A 16,664-nucleotide genomic window follows, 5' to 3' on the forward strand; every position below is an offset into this window, starting at 1 on the left:
AATTTCTTATTTATTTCTAATGGAACTATGTTGATTGGTAATTTTTTATTAAAAGTTAATAAATATAAACAAATTCTTTTGTATTTTTAAGGTGTTTGTATCGATGGTTGTTTTATCATAAATTATTGAAAATAATATATTATTTATTTTAATATTGGATATTTGTTTTTCTGGTGTTAGCAAAGTGTATCGTTTGGTAAACAGTATAGAAAAATATAAATATATTGTGCATTTTATTTGAAAAGTAATTAATAAATCAAAACATCATTATAAATGTAGGTATATATATCATGAATAAAGTGTATAAATTGGTCTGGAATACTGCAATAGGGAGCTGGGTTGTAGTTTCTGAAATTGTAAAAGGTAATAAGAAATCGAAAATTAATAAAATTGTGAAAGGTTCGATGTTTTTATTATTTATTGTTAATTCAAATGCTATTTTAGCGCAAGATATTAACGAGAGTTTAAATGTAAATGGTAGTTTAACTGCAACTGGAGATGTAGTTGCAAATGGTGTTTCATTAACAATAGTAAATACTGATTTAAATCAAACAAAAAATGATTTAAATACTCTTGATGATCAAGTTAATAATACTTCTACGGGGTTGGTCACTAAGGTATCACAGGTTGATTTTGATCGCTTAAATAACCAAGTGAATGATTCAAGCACAGGGCTGGCGACGAAAGTGTCACAGTCGGATTTCAATAGCTTGAATAGTCAGGTCAATGATGTAAACACTGGATTAACCAGCAAGGCATCTGCGACGGATTTGAATTCGCTGAAGAATCAAACTTGGAATATACAAAGCAATGGTGGGACGTCGAGCGCCGTAAAAGCTACAGATACCGTGAATTTTGTGAATGGTAAAAATATTGCTGTAACCAATGCGGGTACGGATATTTCAATTTCCACTGTGGATGATCCAGAGTTTAACTCGGTAAAAATTGGTGATACTGCAAATAATACTGTATTGACCAGTACAGCAAATGGTTTAGACCTGGGTGGCGATAAGCTCACAAATTTAGCCAATGGTAATATTGCTGCGGGATCAACAGATGCAGTGACAGGCGGGCAAGTGAATGATTTACTTTTCCAAAGTGGTCAAGGTATCAAATACTTCCACACCAACTCATCGCTTGTTGATTCACAAGCCAATGGTTTAAATTCTCTTGCAATAGGCCCTGTGGCAAAATCTGAAGGTGAGCTATCAATCGCTATCGGTCATCTCTCAAATGCTACAGGACTCAATAGTATTGCTGTCGGAAATACAGCCAATGCCATCAATGATTATTCTATTGCTTTTGGTAAAGAAACAGGCGCACTTGGCGCCAATTCAACCTCTATCGGAAATGGTGGTCAAGCGAGAGCATTGACCCCGACTTATAACGTATCCAATACGCAACTGATTGCAATCAATGGTATTCCTGTCACCGCAATGGGAACGGATCCAAGTACTATTACTGAAATTAATGGGGTTGCTGTCTCTGCAACGCAAGTGAATCAGTTCCTTACAGCTTTGCAAAATGGTGCCAATATGTCTGTTGGCGATAAAAGTGTTGCATTAGGCTCTTCTGCATTGGCGGGTGGGCCTTCAAGTATTGCGATTGGGGATGCAGCTATAGCAACAGGAACGCATTCAAATGCGATTGGTCAGGGTGCAAGTGCCGTGGGAACCAATGCCAATGCGATAGGAACCTCGGCATCCGCTGCGACAAATGCCAATGCGATCGGAAATTCAGTATCTGCAAGTGGAACTGCGAGCGTTGCAATCGGAAATCAAGCGACTTCAGGAGGTGCGAGTTCAATTGCATTAGGTGATGGCGCAAAATCCAGTGTGGTTAATGGTGTTTCAATTGGTAGTGCAGCAGGAGTAGGTTCTATTGGTTCTGGTACATTTGACCGCAATGGGCATATCGCCGTTGGAGCAAACGCAGGACAAAATATTAGTGGTAACCAATCGATTGCTATAGGGGTTGGTGCGGGTAGCAATTCAACAGTCAACTCAACATGTTCTGATTACAATATTGCTTTAGGTAGCGATGCAGGAACAAACTTATCGGGTAATCAGAATATTTCAATTGGTTTTGGCAGCAATAAAGATAGAAATGCTACCGTACAAAGCTCAGTGGCGATCGGTGCGGCAACATTTACTGAAAGTTTAGGGGTTGCAGTTGGAACACGAGCAAGTGTTGCTCAAGGTGGTGTTGCACTCGGTTATGACTCGATTGTGACGGGTACTTCAGGGGTTGCAATTGGCTTGGATTCTTTAGCAGGTCAAAGTGATGTGGCATTAGGTTCAGGAAGTATTGCGCAAAATAACTCACTTGGAAATGGTTATATCACCAATGTCTCTGGTGGTGTGGGGGGCTTTAACATTGTTTCGGTCGGGAATAAAAATGAGCAACGTCGAATTACCAATGTTGCAGATGGTTCAGAATTGCAAGATGCGGTGACGGTCAATCAGATTAAAGCTTTACAAAATGACATTATCCGTGTGATGGGCGCAACGGATGCAAAAGGTAATCCTGCAACTATTGGAAGTGGCGGTACTTTACCTCTAATCCAAGTCAATGTTAAAGATTCTTCAGGAAATACCAGTAAGCTTCCAACAACAATTCAAGATGCTTTTGATTTACTGGGTACAGGACAAATTGGTGGCGTAGTACCTGATGCTGTGTTGTATAACTCAGACAAATCAGTTGTGAATTTAGTCGGTACTGATGGAACGATTATTCGCAACGTAAAAGGCGATGAAAATGATCTGTCCTCAGCGGTGAATTTTGGGCAATTAAAAACAGCTGTTGCGGAAGCAGGACCACAATACTTTTCAGTAAATACCACGGATATCAATAATAAAAACAATACAGGGGCAAATGGCGACAATTCTTTAGCAATTGGCCCGAGTGCCAGTACATCTTCCCTTGCAGCGGGGAGTGTTGCTTTAGGTAGTAATGTGATTGTAGCAAGAGAAAAATCAGTTGCGATTGGTGCGGGTGCGGGTTCAGTAGGGGTTTCCTCAATTTCAATCGGTGATTCTTCGATTGCCACAGGTACAAATAATATTGCGATGGGAAAAAGCGCAGAAAGCCGTGGCGAAGATAGTATTGTCATCGGGAATGGTTCTGAGGCGGATGGAACCAAGTCAAACTATGCGGTCGTAGTAGGAAGTGACGCTGAAGTTAATTCCGCAGATCAAGGGATTGCAATTGGTCGTCAAGCATTGTCTCAGGGAGATAATGCGACGGCAATTGGTTATCAGTCTAAAGCCAATGGTGCACAGAGTGTTGCATTAGGACGCTTTGCCACAGCAACTGCTGAAGACAGTATGGCCTATGGAGATAATGCTAAAGCTTCGGGTGTGAATTCGACTGCAATAGGTTCAGATGCAAACAGTACTTCTCAAGATGGTTTGGCAATAGGCTCTCAAGCAAAAAGCTATGCAGCAAAGGGCACGGCAATTGGTCAAAACGCAGAAAGTGCTGGTGAAAATGCGATAGCGTTTGGTGTCAACAGTGTAAGTCGTGCTAAAGATGCCACTGCGATAGGTAATAATGCAACTTCAAATGGAATCAATGCGATTGCACTTGGCAAACAATCCAATGCAAACGCTTTAAATTCAATTGCGGTGGGTACGGGAACCAATGCACTTCAAGAGGATGCAGTCGCAATCGGAAATAGTGCTTCGGTGAGTGCGAAAGGCGCAACTGTATTGGGTAAGTCTGCAACAGCATCACATGAAAATGCTGTAGTTTTAGGAAATAACTCAGTTTCGGCAGCTTATGTGGCAACCAAATCAGCCACAATTAATGGCAACACCTATAATTTTGCAGGAGCTCCCGCTGTATCTTCTAGTGTAAGTGTCGGGGATGTCGGGGCTGAACGAACCATTGTCAATGTCGCTGCTGGGCGTATCAGTAGCTCAAGTACAGATGCAATCAATGGCAGTCAATTGTATCAAACCAATCAAGCCATTACCGATTTAGCAGACACGCCATTAAGTTTTGCCGGAGACACTGGCGCGAAAGTAGAGCGTAAATTGGGTGAGCAATTAAAGCTCACTGGTGGAGCGACTGGGGTACTTACAGATGGCAATCTGGGGGTTGTAAGTAATGGTACCGATACTTTGCAATTAAAATTGGCCAAAGATGTCAACCTGACCGCTCAAGGAAGCTTAAGTGTCGGCACTTCCAAAATTACAGATGGGCAGGTGGAAATTAAAGACAGCGCCAATAATAGTAATATCAGCACCTCCACTCAGACAGTGATTACTGCTGGGGCAAGCAGTAATAGCATAAATGCCAATACCATTAACTTAAAAAATGCGAGCAATAATGTTGTGTTAAGTGGCACAACAGGTACTTTGACAGGACTGACCAATAAAACTTTAACTGAATCAGACTTTGCCAAAATGGGGCGTGCAGCAACAGAAGAACAGCTTAAGTTAGTCAATGAGGTGGCTGAAAATGCCAATAAAGGTTGGAATTTAACCACCAATAAAGACGCTACAGGCACTACAAATATTGCAGCCACGGATACAGTCGATTTTTCAAATAGTGATGGCAATCTAGCCATTGGTCACACTGGTGCAAATGTCGATCTAAAACTTGCAGAAATCGTTAATGTGGGTGGACTTCCTGGTGGGGCAAACATTGCCATTAATGGCAAAAATGGCACGATTACAGGATTAACCAATACCACTTTTGATCCAAGTAACTATTTATCTGGGCGCGCTGCAACTGAGGATCAATTGGCAACACCAATTACATTTGCTGGAGATAATGCCGGTGTGAATGTCGATCGTAGATTGGGGCAACGCTTGAGTATTGTCGGTGGTGAATCTGTTGCGAGTAATTTAACCGACAATAACATCGGTGTGGTTGCAGACAGTACCGACAATAAACTAACCATTAAACTCGCTAAAGATATTCAGCTCGATAGTGTAAATGCAAGTGGCACAGTGATCGATAGCAAAGGCTTAACTTTTGTAAACGCAAGTGGCGGTGCTGTGCCGAATTCACCAAGTGTGACCGTGACAGGAATCAATGCGGGGACCAATAAAGTGACCAATGTTGCATTGGGTGATATTAGTGATAGCTCTATGGATGCTGTAAATGGTAGCCAGATTAAACAGATTATCGATAAAGGATTTAGCATTAGTGCAAATGCTGACAGTGCAGCAAAAGATACGATTGGTCTCGGTGAAAATGTTGATTTTAGTGCAACCGATGGCAACATTAAAATTACCAACACAGGCAATAATGGCATTAGCTTTGGGCTTGAGCCAGTGGTCAAGATTGGACCTGCCACAGGTGGAAATCCAATAACAGTCAATGGTAATACAGGAACAATTACAGGCCTAAGCAATACAACCACATCCAGTAATGACTTTGCTACAGTCGGTCGCGCTGCCACAGAAGAACAGCTCAAACAGATGCAAACTGGGCTCAATGATGCGGGCTTTGGCTTAACGGCTGGCGACGGCAATACCATTAACAAAAAATTGGGCGAAAGTATTGAGGTTATTGGTGCCGATAGCAATATTGCCACCAAAGTCACTGGTGGCAAAGTTGAAATAGAGCTCGCCAAAAATATTGATCTGAGTAGTGCAGGCAGTTTAACGGTCGGTACCAGTAAAATTACAGATGGTCAAGTTGAATTAAAAGATGCGGGCAAATCGAATATTAGTACAGTGAATAGCACAATTGTCAGTGATGGTAGCAATAGCAGTACGTTAGGTGCAGGAAATATCAATGTCAGTAATGGCACTTATCAAACCCAAGTCGGCCCAACACAAATTGTTGTAGGTGGTGCAAATCCAGTTACGGTGAATGGTTCAACAGGAAGGGTGAGTGGTTTAAGCAATACCACTTGGGATCCAAATGCAAGTTACAATCAAAAACAAGCTGCGACTGAAGAGCAGTTAAAACAAGTCAGTGATGTTGCTCAGAATGCCAATCAAGGCTGGAACGTCAAAACAGATGCTATTTTGGGGACAACGCAAGTCAAACCAGGCGATACGGTCGATGTTGGCTTAGCGACAGGTGAAACTAATTTAAATGTCAGTGCAAAAAATGACAGTAATGGAACGACAACCATTGATTTTAGCTTAAATAAAGACCTGAATATTGATAGCGTCACTGCGGGTACCGCAACGGACTCCACTGTACTGAATAAAGATGGTATGACCATACAAGATGGTAGCACTCAAAGTGTGATCAGTTCTGGTGTGATCAGCGTCAAAAATACGGTCAATCAAGTTGTACTTGATGCCAATAAAGGCACTCTAGAAGGTTTAACCAATAAGACTACATCAGGTAAAGATTTTGCTACCACAGGTCGTGCAGCTACAGAAGAACAGCTTAAAGAAATCCAAACTGGACTGAATGATGCCGGTTTTGCTTTAACCGCTCAGGATGGCAATACAGTAAACAAGAAATTAGGTGAAAGCGTTGATGTAATTGGTGCTGACAGTAATATCAGTACCAAGGTGGCAGCTGGAAAAGTACAGGTTGAGTTAGCAAAAAATATTGATCTTACTTCTGCAGGAAGCTTAACGGTTGGTAAAAGCAAAATCAGCGATGGCAAAGTCGAACTGAAAGATGGCGCTAAATCGAATATCAGTACCGTCGATGGTACATTGGTGAGTGATGCAAGTAATAATAGTAGTTGGATTGGTGCAGGCAGTATCAATCTAAGCAATGGTATTTATCAAACCCAAATGGGACCAACACAAATTATTGTGGGCGGTGCAAACCCTGTAACTGTGAATGGTGCAACAGGGACTATTGGTGGGCTGACCAATAAAACATTTAATCCAAATAACTTTGTCAGTGGTCAAGCTGCGACAGAGGATCAGCTTAAAGCGGTGAGCGATCGTATTCAAACTGCAAACCAAGGTTGGAATTTGACCACCAATGGAACCAATAGTAATCCAGTCAAATCAGGCGATACGGTCGATTTTAGTAACAAAGATGGCAATATTAATATCAGTAACAATGCCAATAATGTCAGTGTCGAATTAGCCAAAGATATTCAGGTTGACAGTGTGACCGCAGGCAATACCGTAATCAATAATGATGGTCTTAGCATTACTGGCGGGCCAAGTGTGACTAAAAATGGTATTGATGCTGCGGGTAATAAAGTCACCAATGTTGCAGAGGGGAGTATTGCTCAGAGCAGTAAAGATGCGGTGAATGGAAGCCAGATTCATAATATTATTGGGGATGGTGCATTCCAAGGCGGAGATGGCAATACCATTACCAACATCGGTGGGACAGGTGCAACCAACATTAATGATGCGATTAGCTCAATCAACCAAAAAGCTGGGCAACATGCTACAGTTATTGCTGGGCAGAATATGACGGTCACTGAAACAACCAATAGCCTAGGAGGTAAGGAATATAAGGTTGCAACAGCGGATGACGTAAAATTTAACACAGTTACCGCAAATACGGTTACTGCAGATAATGTCATAGCAAACACAGTCAAAGTGGGTGATGTTGCAATAGATCAAAATGGAATAAATGCTGGGAATAAAAAAATCACCAATGTTGCAGCAGGTGAAGTATCCAGCACTTCAAAAGATGCGGTTAATGGTTCACAACTCAATACATCAAATCAATACATCACAACATCTTTAGGCGGTGGCGCAAAATATGAAAATGGTCAGTTCACTCCGCCAACCTACAATGTAAATAACGGCTCATATCATAATGTGGGTGATGCCTTAGGTGCGCTTAATCAGGCTGATATTGATTTAGGTAATAAAATTACCAATCTAGGCGATCGTTTAGAGCAAGTATTTTATGACACCAATGGTCGAATAGATGATTTAGAGAAAAGAGCCAGCGCAGGGAATGCGCAAGCACTTGCAACAGCAGGTTTACCTCAAGCTTATATTCCAGGCAAAAGTATGATGGCAATCAGTGGGGGGACTTATCGTGGAGAAAGTGGGTATGCGATCGGGATGTCATCAATTTCAGATAATGGTCGATGGGTGTTTAAGGTGAGTGGAAGTGGTAACTCGCGTGGTGATTTTGGGGGAACTGTAGGTACTGGGATCCAATGGTAGTTTAGGGAAGCTAAGGCATTTTAGCCATGTAAACAGTGTCTTAACTTACCATTTTTTGGATTCAAATTAACGAGAACAAGAATTTATGCGAGAGTCGACATATGAAAAATTTATTAATATTGAGTTTAATTGCCGTAACATTGAGTGCTTGTGCCACAGGAACCATTATTTCTAAAGAGGGTAAAACCGAGCAAGCGAAATGGCACAAGGTGGATGATGTCATTTTAAATAAAAAAGCGGGAACATTCCCAAATGTACAGAACTTGAATCAAGTCAGAGCAGGAATGACCAAAGATCAACTTTACGCGCTGATTGGTCGACCTCAATATGAGGATGGCTGGAGAGCTAGAGAATGGAATTATTTGTTCCATTTCACGACTGCAGACCGTACCAATGACACTATTACAACATGTCAGTTTAAAATTTTATTTGACCAAGAAAAGATCGCAAGAAGCTTTTACTGGAATCCAATACAGCCTAAAGATGGCCTCTGTCCTCCCTCTCTTGAATTAAAGTAATAATCAGTGAGTAGATGATTGAAGGCTTTAAAATTGCATGCTTTGCGTATTTAATTTTTTGCGTGTATAAAAATTCAATCTCAAACAACAGTGTGTAAAGAGAATAAAAACTGCATTGATGTGAACACTTTAAATAAGCGGTCACATCGATGCGGCACATTTAAATCATATACGTTTTTATGATGATGTTTTAACACGCCATTGAGGATAGATCGAAAGGATATAGTCCTGAAATTGTTGTATCACTTTTGGATTGTTTGAACGCTTTAAATAGTCTAAAACACGATCTAAGTAAGCCTCACTGGGTTGTATCTCAAAACCTAAGTTTTGACTTAATTGAGCATAATGTTGTTTTATAAGATTGGGATTTTCTGGGATCGCTTTAATATTGACTCGCATACCTTCAAAAATATAACGCAAACCATCAAGATTACCTTTGATTGGTACAGTACCGTGATCTTCACCCTCATACTGGACATATTTATAGTTCAGTTGAGTAAAAGGCTGTTGACTTAAATATTGATTGAACTTTTTGATACCCTTGTAATGGTTGTCTAAACTGTCTGTATTTTCACTGGCACCAACTTGGGTTAAAAATAAAGTTTTATGCTGAAAATCTTGATTGTTCGCTTCCTTAAAACGTTTCAGCATGATCTCATCATCCCACCAAATACTAGGGTCATGGACAATATAGGCTTGGATATTTTGTTGACCATTGAGCATATGATTGAGTGCGGTAATACCTCCAAAAGAATGACCAATCAATATATTTAACCCATTAGTACGATATTTTTTCTCAATATCAGGCATGAGCTCTGATTCTAAAAATTTAAAAAATGCGACATTTCCGCCAGTTTCACCTTCAATCAGTCGTCCTTCATTAATTTCAGGCTTTTGCTTGGTTGGGGTTAAGTCTCGAGCACGATCTGTATTGACGATCCCAACAACGACCATTTCAGGAATCGAAGGGTAAGGTGACTTCGATAATTTTTCCACAATTCCTGTCAAATAATGGAAGTTACTTTCGCTATCTAATAGATAAATCACAGGATATTTTTGCTTGGGATATTTGCCATATGTAGCAGGGAGATAGATCTGGATTGGTCTTTTTTCATTTAGAATAGCGGAAGATATATTTTGTGTTTCTCCAATACGAATGCTGTTATCGGCAAAAGTATGTATTGAGATTTGCATGATCAACACGCCTACCGCCAAGTAGAGAGAAGTTTTCTTCAACATGAAAAATGACCTATTCGATAACAGTGGTGTGATTAACCCAGTCGAGTAAACTTATTGATTGCTCAAGTACGGGGACTGATGATTTACAGAAAAATGAGATTAAATTCAGTTCAGGTTTAATTGTTGGCTGATAGTGCTTTTAGCAGAAACAGGTGTTTTACAGCATCTGTTTGTATTTTTATAACTGACCAAAGTCATAGAGCTGAGTACACGATTTGCTATTGGCTGAATAAGAATAGATTGGGTCATAAAATTGATTTTTATAAATATGCGAATAATAATTATTATCTTTTAAGCTGGTGGTAAAAATCAATACAGATTTTTATGTTTTATAAATTTATGTTGCTTTGTACAAGTATATTTACAGACTAAAAAAATATTTGAGTTCTATTGATACGTCGGCTGCAAGATTGGCCCCAATTAAAATTTTTTCAGCGTGTTTTAAACCATACTCCTTAACTCATAAGCTGTATTTCTCAGTAAAGGCAAAACTTGCTGAATCAGCTGTTCTTCAGTGACACGATGTGTTTGTGCAATACAGTTTAATGCAGCGACGGCTTTCCCTTGTGCATTTAATACTGGAACTGCAATCGCAATAACCCCTAATTCATGTTGTTCTTTTGATAGACAATAATCTTGTTTTTGAATCTCTGCCAATACTTGATAAAACTGGACTTCATCTTGAATGGTATAAGCGGTGAGGCGTTTCAAAGTATATTTATTTACCCAGTGTTTTTGTTCTTCTAGATTTAACGCTGCCAATAAAACCTTGCCTGTTGAGGTTGCATGTGCAGGCAAACGATTGCCCAAATGCATCCCATACGGGCTGAGGCGTAAATTATCGTGTTGAGGTAGGTAGCTTCGGGCAATTGGAACGACTTCATGTTCATCTAAAACCACCAGTGAAAAAGTCAGACTGGTTTGTGCGCTTAATAGATTGAGAATAGGTTGCACAACTTTAGGCAGATGTGCAGAGCTTAAATAGGAGCTCGATAAGCGTAATACTTTATGAGTTAACCAAAAGTAGTGATCATCAGTTTCTAAATAACCTAAATATTTTAAAGTGCGTAAATATCTTCGTGCCGCTGTACGGCTCAATCCTGTGCGTTCTGCGATTTGAGTCGAATTGAGTTTTTGACGATCAACCCCAAAGGCTTCAAGCAAGCTTAGTCCTTTGGCGAGTCCAGCAATGTAATCATCTTGCTTAATGGTTTCACCTGAAACTTCGTTCTCAATTAAATCGTATCTCATCGCTCATCCATTCCCGAGTATAATTTTATGGCCGATATACGGTCATTGTTGCCACTATACGGCGATTATCCAATTTTCACCATATCAAAAAGAGATCAAAAAAATTAATTTAATGGTCAGGATATGGAGAAAATGTTATGGAAAATTTAACCACACAAGTGGCGATTATTGGTTCAGGCCCAGCAGGGCTATTGCTTGGACAATTGTTGTTTAAAGCAGGTATCTCCCATGTGATCATTGAGCAACGCAGTGCTGAATATGTAGCTGCACGTATTCGAGCAGGGATACTTGAACAAGTATCGGTTGATTTATTGAAGCAAGCGGGTGTGGATGAAAATCTAAACAAGTTTGGCTTAGCACATGATGGTATTGAAATTTTAACCAATGGCTTAAAGCATCGTGTGGATTTATCTGAGTTAACTCAGGGGAAGCAAGTTACGGTTTACGGACAAACGGAAGTCACAAAAGATTTAATGCATGCACGTGAAGCGGCTGGTTTGTGCACTTACTACGAAGCAGAGAATGTGCAAATTCGTGATTTTGAGCAAAACCCGTATGTTAGCTTTCAGCAAAATGGTCAATCGTACCAGCTTAGATGTGATTTTATTGCAGGCTGTGATGGTTATCATGGAGTCTGTCGTGCAAGTGTGCCTCAAGATAAAATCAAAACTTTTGAGAAGATTTATCCATTTGGCTGGTTAGGTGTACTTGCAGATGTTCCACCTGTTTCAGATGAATTGATCTATGTGCAGTCAGAACGTGGTTTTGCTTTATGTAGTATGCGTTCAAAAACCCGTAGCCGATATTATTTGCAAGTTCCAGTGACGGATCACGTTGATGAGTGGTCTGACCAACGATTTTGGGATGAGTTAAAAAATCGCCTTGATGAAGAAAGTCGTAAAAATTTGGTTACAGGCACTTCAATTGAAAAAAGTATTGCACCTTTACGCAGTTTTGTGACAGAACCAATGCGATTTGGGAAACTATTTTTAGCAGGAGATGCCGCACATATCGTTCCGCCGACAGGAGCAAAAGGTTTAAATTTAGCTGCATCTGATATCGCTTATTTGTCAAATGCCTTAATTGAATTTTATCTCAATGGTTCAGAACAAGGCATTGAGGAATATTCTGAAAAATGCTTAAAACGTGTGTGGAAAGCAGAACGTTTTTCATGGTGGATGACGCATTTACTACATCGTTTTGAAACGGAAAGTGAGTTTGATCATAAAATTAAGCAGGCTGAATTGAGTTATATTTTAGATTCACATGCGGGTTTAACCACATTGGCTGAAAACTATGTGGGTTTACCTTATGAAATTAAAACATTTAATGAGATGCAGAGTAGCCATTCAGACTTGCTTAGTCATTAATTTTGAAAAATAGAAAGTTACCTATTTTGATCAAGGTCTTAAATCTTAATTAAATATAGGTGGCTTTCTTTTTTATACAAACAACCAAACCATCAAACACAAAGTTGGTTTATTTAATTTAGGTAGTAGACCTAACTGGTCATAATAGAATAAGCCTTGTATCCTAGCTGGTATCCTTTGCATCTTATTGAACTCAAGGGGGACGCCAAAATGAAAAGATCAAATATAACAAGAAAACCTTTACCCAATAGTGTTTTAGTAAATCTTGAAGTTGAAGAAAAAGTGAATAAGCAGACTAGGTATCCAAAAAAACTGAGAAATCTGCTATTTCTCGTCTTGGTCGGCATATTCACATCTGGATGTTCTGAAAAGATGTTTCAACCACCGCCACCATCATTTAAGGCATGGTCGAAACAAGGTGTAGAGCTTATTGAGGTAAAAAAGAAACTGCTGGAATGTGGTTTTGACACTCCATCAGGTTTTTTGAGCTCTCGAACCTATGATGATCTAGCGTTCGCTGCATTTTGCATGGAGGTTGCAGGCTATAAGGCGCTGGGTGGACCTGCCAGATGGTGCTATAATCATCGTGACAAGAATTTAGCAGCGTGTGCTCCAGAGGCAGAAATACCCACTCCTGATATTAATAGGAGATTGAATAGTGAATATTGCAAAAAAAACACGAATTATCAATATTGTAAGCTGAATGCACGGCATCCAGAGGCTTGTGATCTGGAAGACTATAATAATCCACGCCCAGAATGTCTTCCTTAAAGCAGGATATGAGCATGATCAAATAAGTAGATTCTTGAATCTATATAGCTTGAAAATCTAATAAGAGATTGATATACAGGTTATTTTTAAGTATGTGGCAGCTGGTATGTATAATAGCCAGAAGCCTTAGATGAGAAAATTATATGTCAAAATCAGCTTTAAAGATCATTATCTTACTGATTTTGACCTTATCTAGTGGCTATATCATAAAGAATGGACATATTTGTGGACCTCAAACGCCAAAAATTGATCAGGCTTTTTTGAAGCTGCAAACCAAATAGATTCAAATCGAAAATTTGTTTTCATTTTATAGATGAACTTGTTAGCATCAAAGAGTATTTTTGATAGCGTGTGACAGTGAATGTCTTCAGGTCAACAAGTTTTAATTAAACTTAGAAAAATGATTATTGCTGGGGAGCTAGAGGGCGGTGCCAGAGTGGCAGAGATCCCAACGGCTGAGTTGCTTGGGGTGTCCAGACAGCCTGTGCGTATGGCATTTCGTTTGCTTGAGCAAGAAGGCTTGCTGATTAAAAATCCGACTCGAGGTTATACGGTTCGAGAAATTTCAGAAAAATTGATCAATGATGCACTTGAAGTGCGTGGCATCCTTGAAGGACTGGCTGCTAAAACCATTGCAGAACAAGGTTTGACGGAAGAACAGAAAAAAACACTACAAAATTGCATTGTCGAAACTGAAAAACTTTTTGATGGAAAAACTGAGTTTGGTGATCATGAACTGGAACGTTATCATCACTTTAATGTGATTTTTCACGATACCATTATTCAAGGTGCACAAAATGTTGCATTGATCCAAGCCTTAGCCAAAAACAATCAGTTGCCCATGGCCTCGGCCCAAGCCATTACCTATGACCAAACTCAAGCACTTTCAGAATATCGTCGCTTACATTATGCTCATCTACAGCACTGTTCAATTTACGATGCTTTAATGCATAGACAAGCTGGGCGTGCTGAAACATTGATGCGGGAACATAGTAGTGTTGTGGTTTTGGGCGAGACTTTAAGAAACGTGTTGTCTCAATAAAACCGAAAAGAAATATCAACAGACCCTAAGCAGCTCTTTTAATCGAATCAAAGGGCTGTTTTTCATTAGAGTTCAATCAGCAAATTTGTAGATTTTGCGCGGGAACAGCAGGGGGTAAACTGGTTATTTAATGCATGTTCTTCGTCAGTCATAAATACATCACGGTGATCTGGAATTCCTGCAAGCACACGTGTGATACAGGTTCCACAGATACCTTGTTCACAAGAGATAGGGACATCAAAACCATTTTCAATTAAGGCTTGGGTTGCTGTTTGATGAGGCTGCACTTCGATTCGCCGGTCACTGCCTTTGATTTCAATGGTAAACGCTGCATTGTTAGATGTCTCTGACTTTTGTGCGACAAAGTGTTCTTGATGAAGTTGTTCTGCTTGCCAGCCCATGTGTTGAGCTGACTCCATCACAAATGCCATAAAACCTGCTGGCCCACAAACATATAAATGTTTATCAGATGCGTTCTGCTCCAAGACGGACGACATATCACATTGAGTTTCTGGTTGATCTTGAATATGAAAATGAATCTGGCCTGCAAAGTGCTCGGTTAAATTTCCATAGAAAGCAATCATTTCATGACTACGAACAAAATAATGCAATTCAAATGGGATCCGCTGGGATTTAAGTCGATACGCCATTGAAAGAATCGGGGTAATGCCGATACCGCCTGCAAATAAGATTGCCTTTTGGGTATGAGGATGAATTTCAAATAAGTTACGTGGTGCGCCAATACGTAATTGATCACCTTCACGGTACTCGGTATGCATGCAACGAGAGCCACCTCTGGAATGCTCATCATGTAAAACACCAATCACATAACGATGTTTTTCACGACAACAGTTAGAAAGTGAGTATTGGCGGGTTAAGCCATTTTTGAGATGTACATCAATATGTGCACCTGCCTCAAAGCTTGGAAGGGCAGAACCATTGCTTGAAACCAATTCAAATGCTCGAATTGATGGAGTAAGCTGATGAATTTTATTAATAACAACGTCCATGTTTATTCTCCTTTAAATCACCCGAATATTTGGAAACTTATGTTTTGTTGTTTCAGGGGTGAGCGTACTTTCTTGTGCCAGTAATCGGTCAATCACTTTACGTGACTGTACGCCACCAGCATCGATATTCAGCATCAGTAACTGGCGATGGGGATTTCGCAAAATATTTTGTTGCTGCTGTTCCAACATTTCTAAATCTTCGGTAAAGATTTTGCCTTGACCTTCGCGGATGAGATCAGTGAGGGTCGGGTTATCGTGTTGAAAATTACGTGCCATTCCCCAAAAATACCAATGCGAGGTTTCTGTTTCAGGGCTAATAAAATCAACCACAATCGATGACACTTTTTTATCTTTGGGGGCATGATATCCGCCATGTCCAGCATGAGCGACACCCACTTCAATGTGTACATTACTTGGAGCAACAAAGTGACAGCGTTGCCAACGATCTACAGCAATATCATCTGCTAAGTTATTACAACGAAGTGCCATTTGCCAAAATGGGGGAGCGATGACATTTTCGATATAACGTTCAGTAATGACATGATCACCATCGACCTTGGTGACAGGGAGTGCTTCATCAATTTCTTTTTGCCCAATACTGCTCGAATGAACATAGGTTTCATGGGTCAAATCCATAAGGTTGTCGACCATCAAACGATAATCACAATCAATATGGAATAAACCACCGCCATAGCTCCACTCAGGATGATCTGCCCATTCTAGTGTTGGGAGTTTGGACTCATCAGCCAAAGCTTGATCACCAGGCCAAACCCAAATAAAACCAAACTTTTCTATGGCTGCATAGGCTTTATTACAGGGGAAACCGTTTACACGTTGAGCTGGCATAGAAATGGTTTTTCCCTCGCATCCCATGACTAAACCATGATAACCACAAACTAAATTGCCATCTTCTACATAGCCTAATGATAATGGGGCGCCACGATGTGGACAAAAATCTTCAACAGCAGCGACTTTATTTTCTTTGCCGCGATAGAAAACAATTTTTTCACCACAGATGGTGCGACCAAGCGGCTTGTCTTGGATATCTTCAGGATAGCAAGCAACATACCATGCATTTTTTATAAACATTTGTGATGACTCCTTATCACTTATTGGATCCAATTTATATCAACACAAGTAAACGGTCAATCCATAAAATGATCATTTTTGATCATTAAATTCTTTGATTTAGGCTTATTTGTTTTGTGTTTATCGATATTTTACTGTTTTTATTTAAAAATATCTCTACAAGATTTATGTGGTTTTTTGTACTTTTATTTATATTTTTGGATCCAATTTGTATTTTTGTTGAATACCTATCACGTTGCGAAAACTGAAATATTTAAAAATAAGGGGGTGGACTTTTTTAATATCCTCAATAAGGTCACTTA

At 39.8% G+C, this 16,664-nt stretch carries 9 protein-coding genes; 5 read left to right on the top strand and 4 right to left on the bottom strand.

Annotated elements, in window-relative coordinates; genetic code table 11:
* Positions 1 to 290: 290 nt before the first annotated feature.
* Entirely contained in the window at positions 291 to 8,072 is a 7,782-nt protein-coding gene (locus tag GJV03_RS19945; protein WP_154130950.1) for a YadA-like family protein, read from the top strand.
* 101 nt (positions 8,073 to 8,173) lie between these two features.
* Positions 8,174 to 8,590, top strand: a complete 417-nt coding sequence (gene bamE / locus GJV03_RS19950) for an outer membrane protein assembly factor BamE (RefSeq protein WP_004717738.1) — start codon at positions 8,174 to 8,176, stop codon at positions 8,588 to 8,590.
* A gap of 177 nt (positions 8,591 to 8,767) precedes the next feature.
* On the opposite strand, the gene GJV03_RS19955 is transcribed toward bamE, so the two are convergent.
* On the bottom strand, positions 8,768 to 9,829 hold the full coding sequence (locus tag GJV03_RS19955) for an alpha/beta hydrolase-fold protein (protein WP_154130951.1): 1,062 nt from the start codon (positions 9,827 to 9,829) through the stop codon (positions 8,768 to 8,770).
* A 441-nt stretch (positions 9,830 to 10,270) separates the two neighbouring features.
* Positions 10,271 to 11,080 (bottom strand): IclR family transcriptional regulator C-terminal domain-containing protein, encoded by an 810-nt coding sequence (locus GJV03_RS19960; RefSeq protein WP_004717733.1) that lies wholly within the window; start codon positions 11,078 to 11,080, stop codon positions 10,271 to 10,273.
* Between the two features lie 137 nt (positions 11,081 to 11,217).
* Here GJV03_RS19960 and pobA point away from each other — a divergent pair, with 137 nt between their 5' ends.
* From pobA to GJV03_RS19975, 3 genes are all read left to right on the top strand, one after another.
* The gene (gene pobA / locus GJV03_RS19965) at positions 11,218 to 12,450 is read left to right on the top strand and encodes a 4-hydroxybenzoate 3-monooxygenase (RefSeq protein ID WP_154130952.1); all 1,233 of its coding nucleotides are present in this window, start codon (positions 11,218 to 11,220) and stop codon (positions 12,448 to 12,450) included.
* A gap of 210 nt (positions 12,451 to 12,660) precedes the next feature.
* Positions 12,661 to 13,221 (top strand): hypothetical protein, encoded by a 561-nt coding sequence (locus tag GJV03_RS19970; RefSeq protein WP_154130953.1) that lies wholly within the window; start codon positions 12,661 to 12,663, stop codon positions 13,219 to 13,221.
* A gap of 361 nt (positions 13,222 to 13,582) precedes the next feature.
* Complete coding sequence (locus tag GJV03_RS19975; RefSeq protein WP_004717728.1) at positions 13,583 to 14,263, top strand: GntR family transcriptional regulator; 681 nt, start codon at positions 13,583 to 13,585, stop codon at positions 14,261 to 14,263.
* Between the two features lie 65 nt (positions 14,264 to 14,328).
* On the opposite strand, the gene GJV03_RS19980 is transcribed toward GJV03_RS19975, so the two are convergent.
* Together GJV03_RS19980 and GJV03_RS19985 are read right to left on the bottom strand one after the other, a co-directional pair.
* A complete protein-coding gene (locus GJV03_RS19980; RefSeq protein WP_154130954.1) occupies positions 14,329 to 15,273 on the bottom strand; it encodes a PDR/VanB family oxidoreductase in 945 nt (314 codons plus the stop codon).
* 12 nt (positions 15,274 to 15,285) lie between these two features.
* Complete coding sequence (locus GJV03_RS19985; protein ID WP_154130955.1) at positions 15,286 to 16,362, bottom strand: aromatic ring-hydroxylating dioxygenase subunit alpha; 1,077 nt, start codon at positions 16,360 to 16,362, stop codon at positions 15,286 to 15,288.
* Positions 16,363 to 16,664 lie beyond the last annotated feature (302 nt).

Origin of the sequence: Acinetobacter sp. RIT698 (genome assembly GCF_009668065.1) — a bacterium.
GTDB classification, from domain to species: domain Bacteria; phylum Pseudomonadota; class Gammaproteobacteria; order Pseudomonadales; family Moraxellaceae; genus Acinetobacter; species Acinetobacter guillouiae.

Excerpts from the sequence above, each read along its gene's own strand:
- GJV03_RS19945 (WP_154130950.1), top strand. The coding sequence starts at position 291 with ATGAATAAAGTGTATAAATTGGTCTGGAATACTGCAATAGGGAGCTGG.
- bamE (WP_004717738.1), top strand. The coding sequence starts at position 8,174 with ATGAAAAATTTATTAATATTGAGTTTAATTGCCGTAACATTGAGTGCT.
- GJV03_RS19955 (WP_154130951.1), bottom strand. The coding sequence starts at position 9,829 with ATGTTGAAGAAAACTTCTCTCTACTTGGCGGTAGGCGTGTTGATCATG.
- GJV03_RS19960 (WP_004717733.1), bottom strand. The coding sequence starts at position 11,080 with ATGAGATACGATTTAATTGAGAACGAAGTTTCAGGTGAAACCATTAAG.
- pobA (WP_154130952.1), top strand. The coding sequence starts at position 11,218 with ATGGAAAATTTAACCACACAAGTGGCGATTATTGGTTCAGGCCCAGCA.
- GJV03_RS19970 (WP_154130953.1), top strand. The coding sequence starts at position 12,661 with ATGAAAAGATCAAATATAACAAGAAAACCTTTACCCAATAGTGTTTTA.
- GJV03_RS19975 (WP_004717728.1), top strand. The coding sequence starts at position 13,583 with ATGTCTTCAGGTCAACAAGTTTTAATTAAACTTAGAAAAATGATTATT.
- GJV03_RS19980 (WP_154130954.1), bottom strand. The coding sequence starts at position 15,273 with ATGGACGTTGTTATTAATAAAATTCATCAGCTTACTCCATCAATTCGA.
- GJV03_RS19985 (WP_154130955.1), bottom strand. The coding sequence starts at position 16,362 with ATGTTTATAAAAAATGCATGGTATGTTGCTTGCTATCCTGAAGATATC.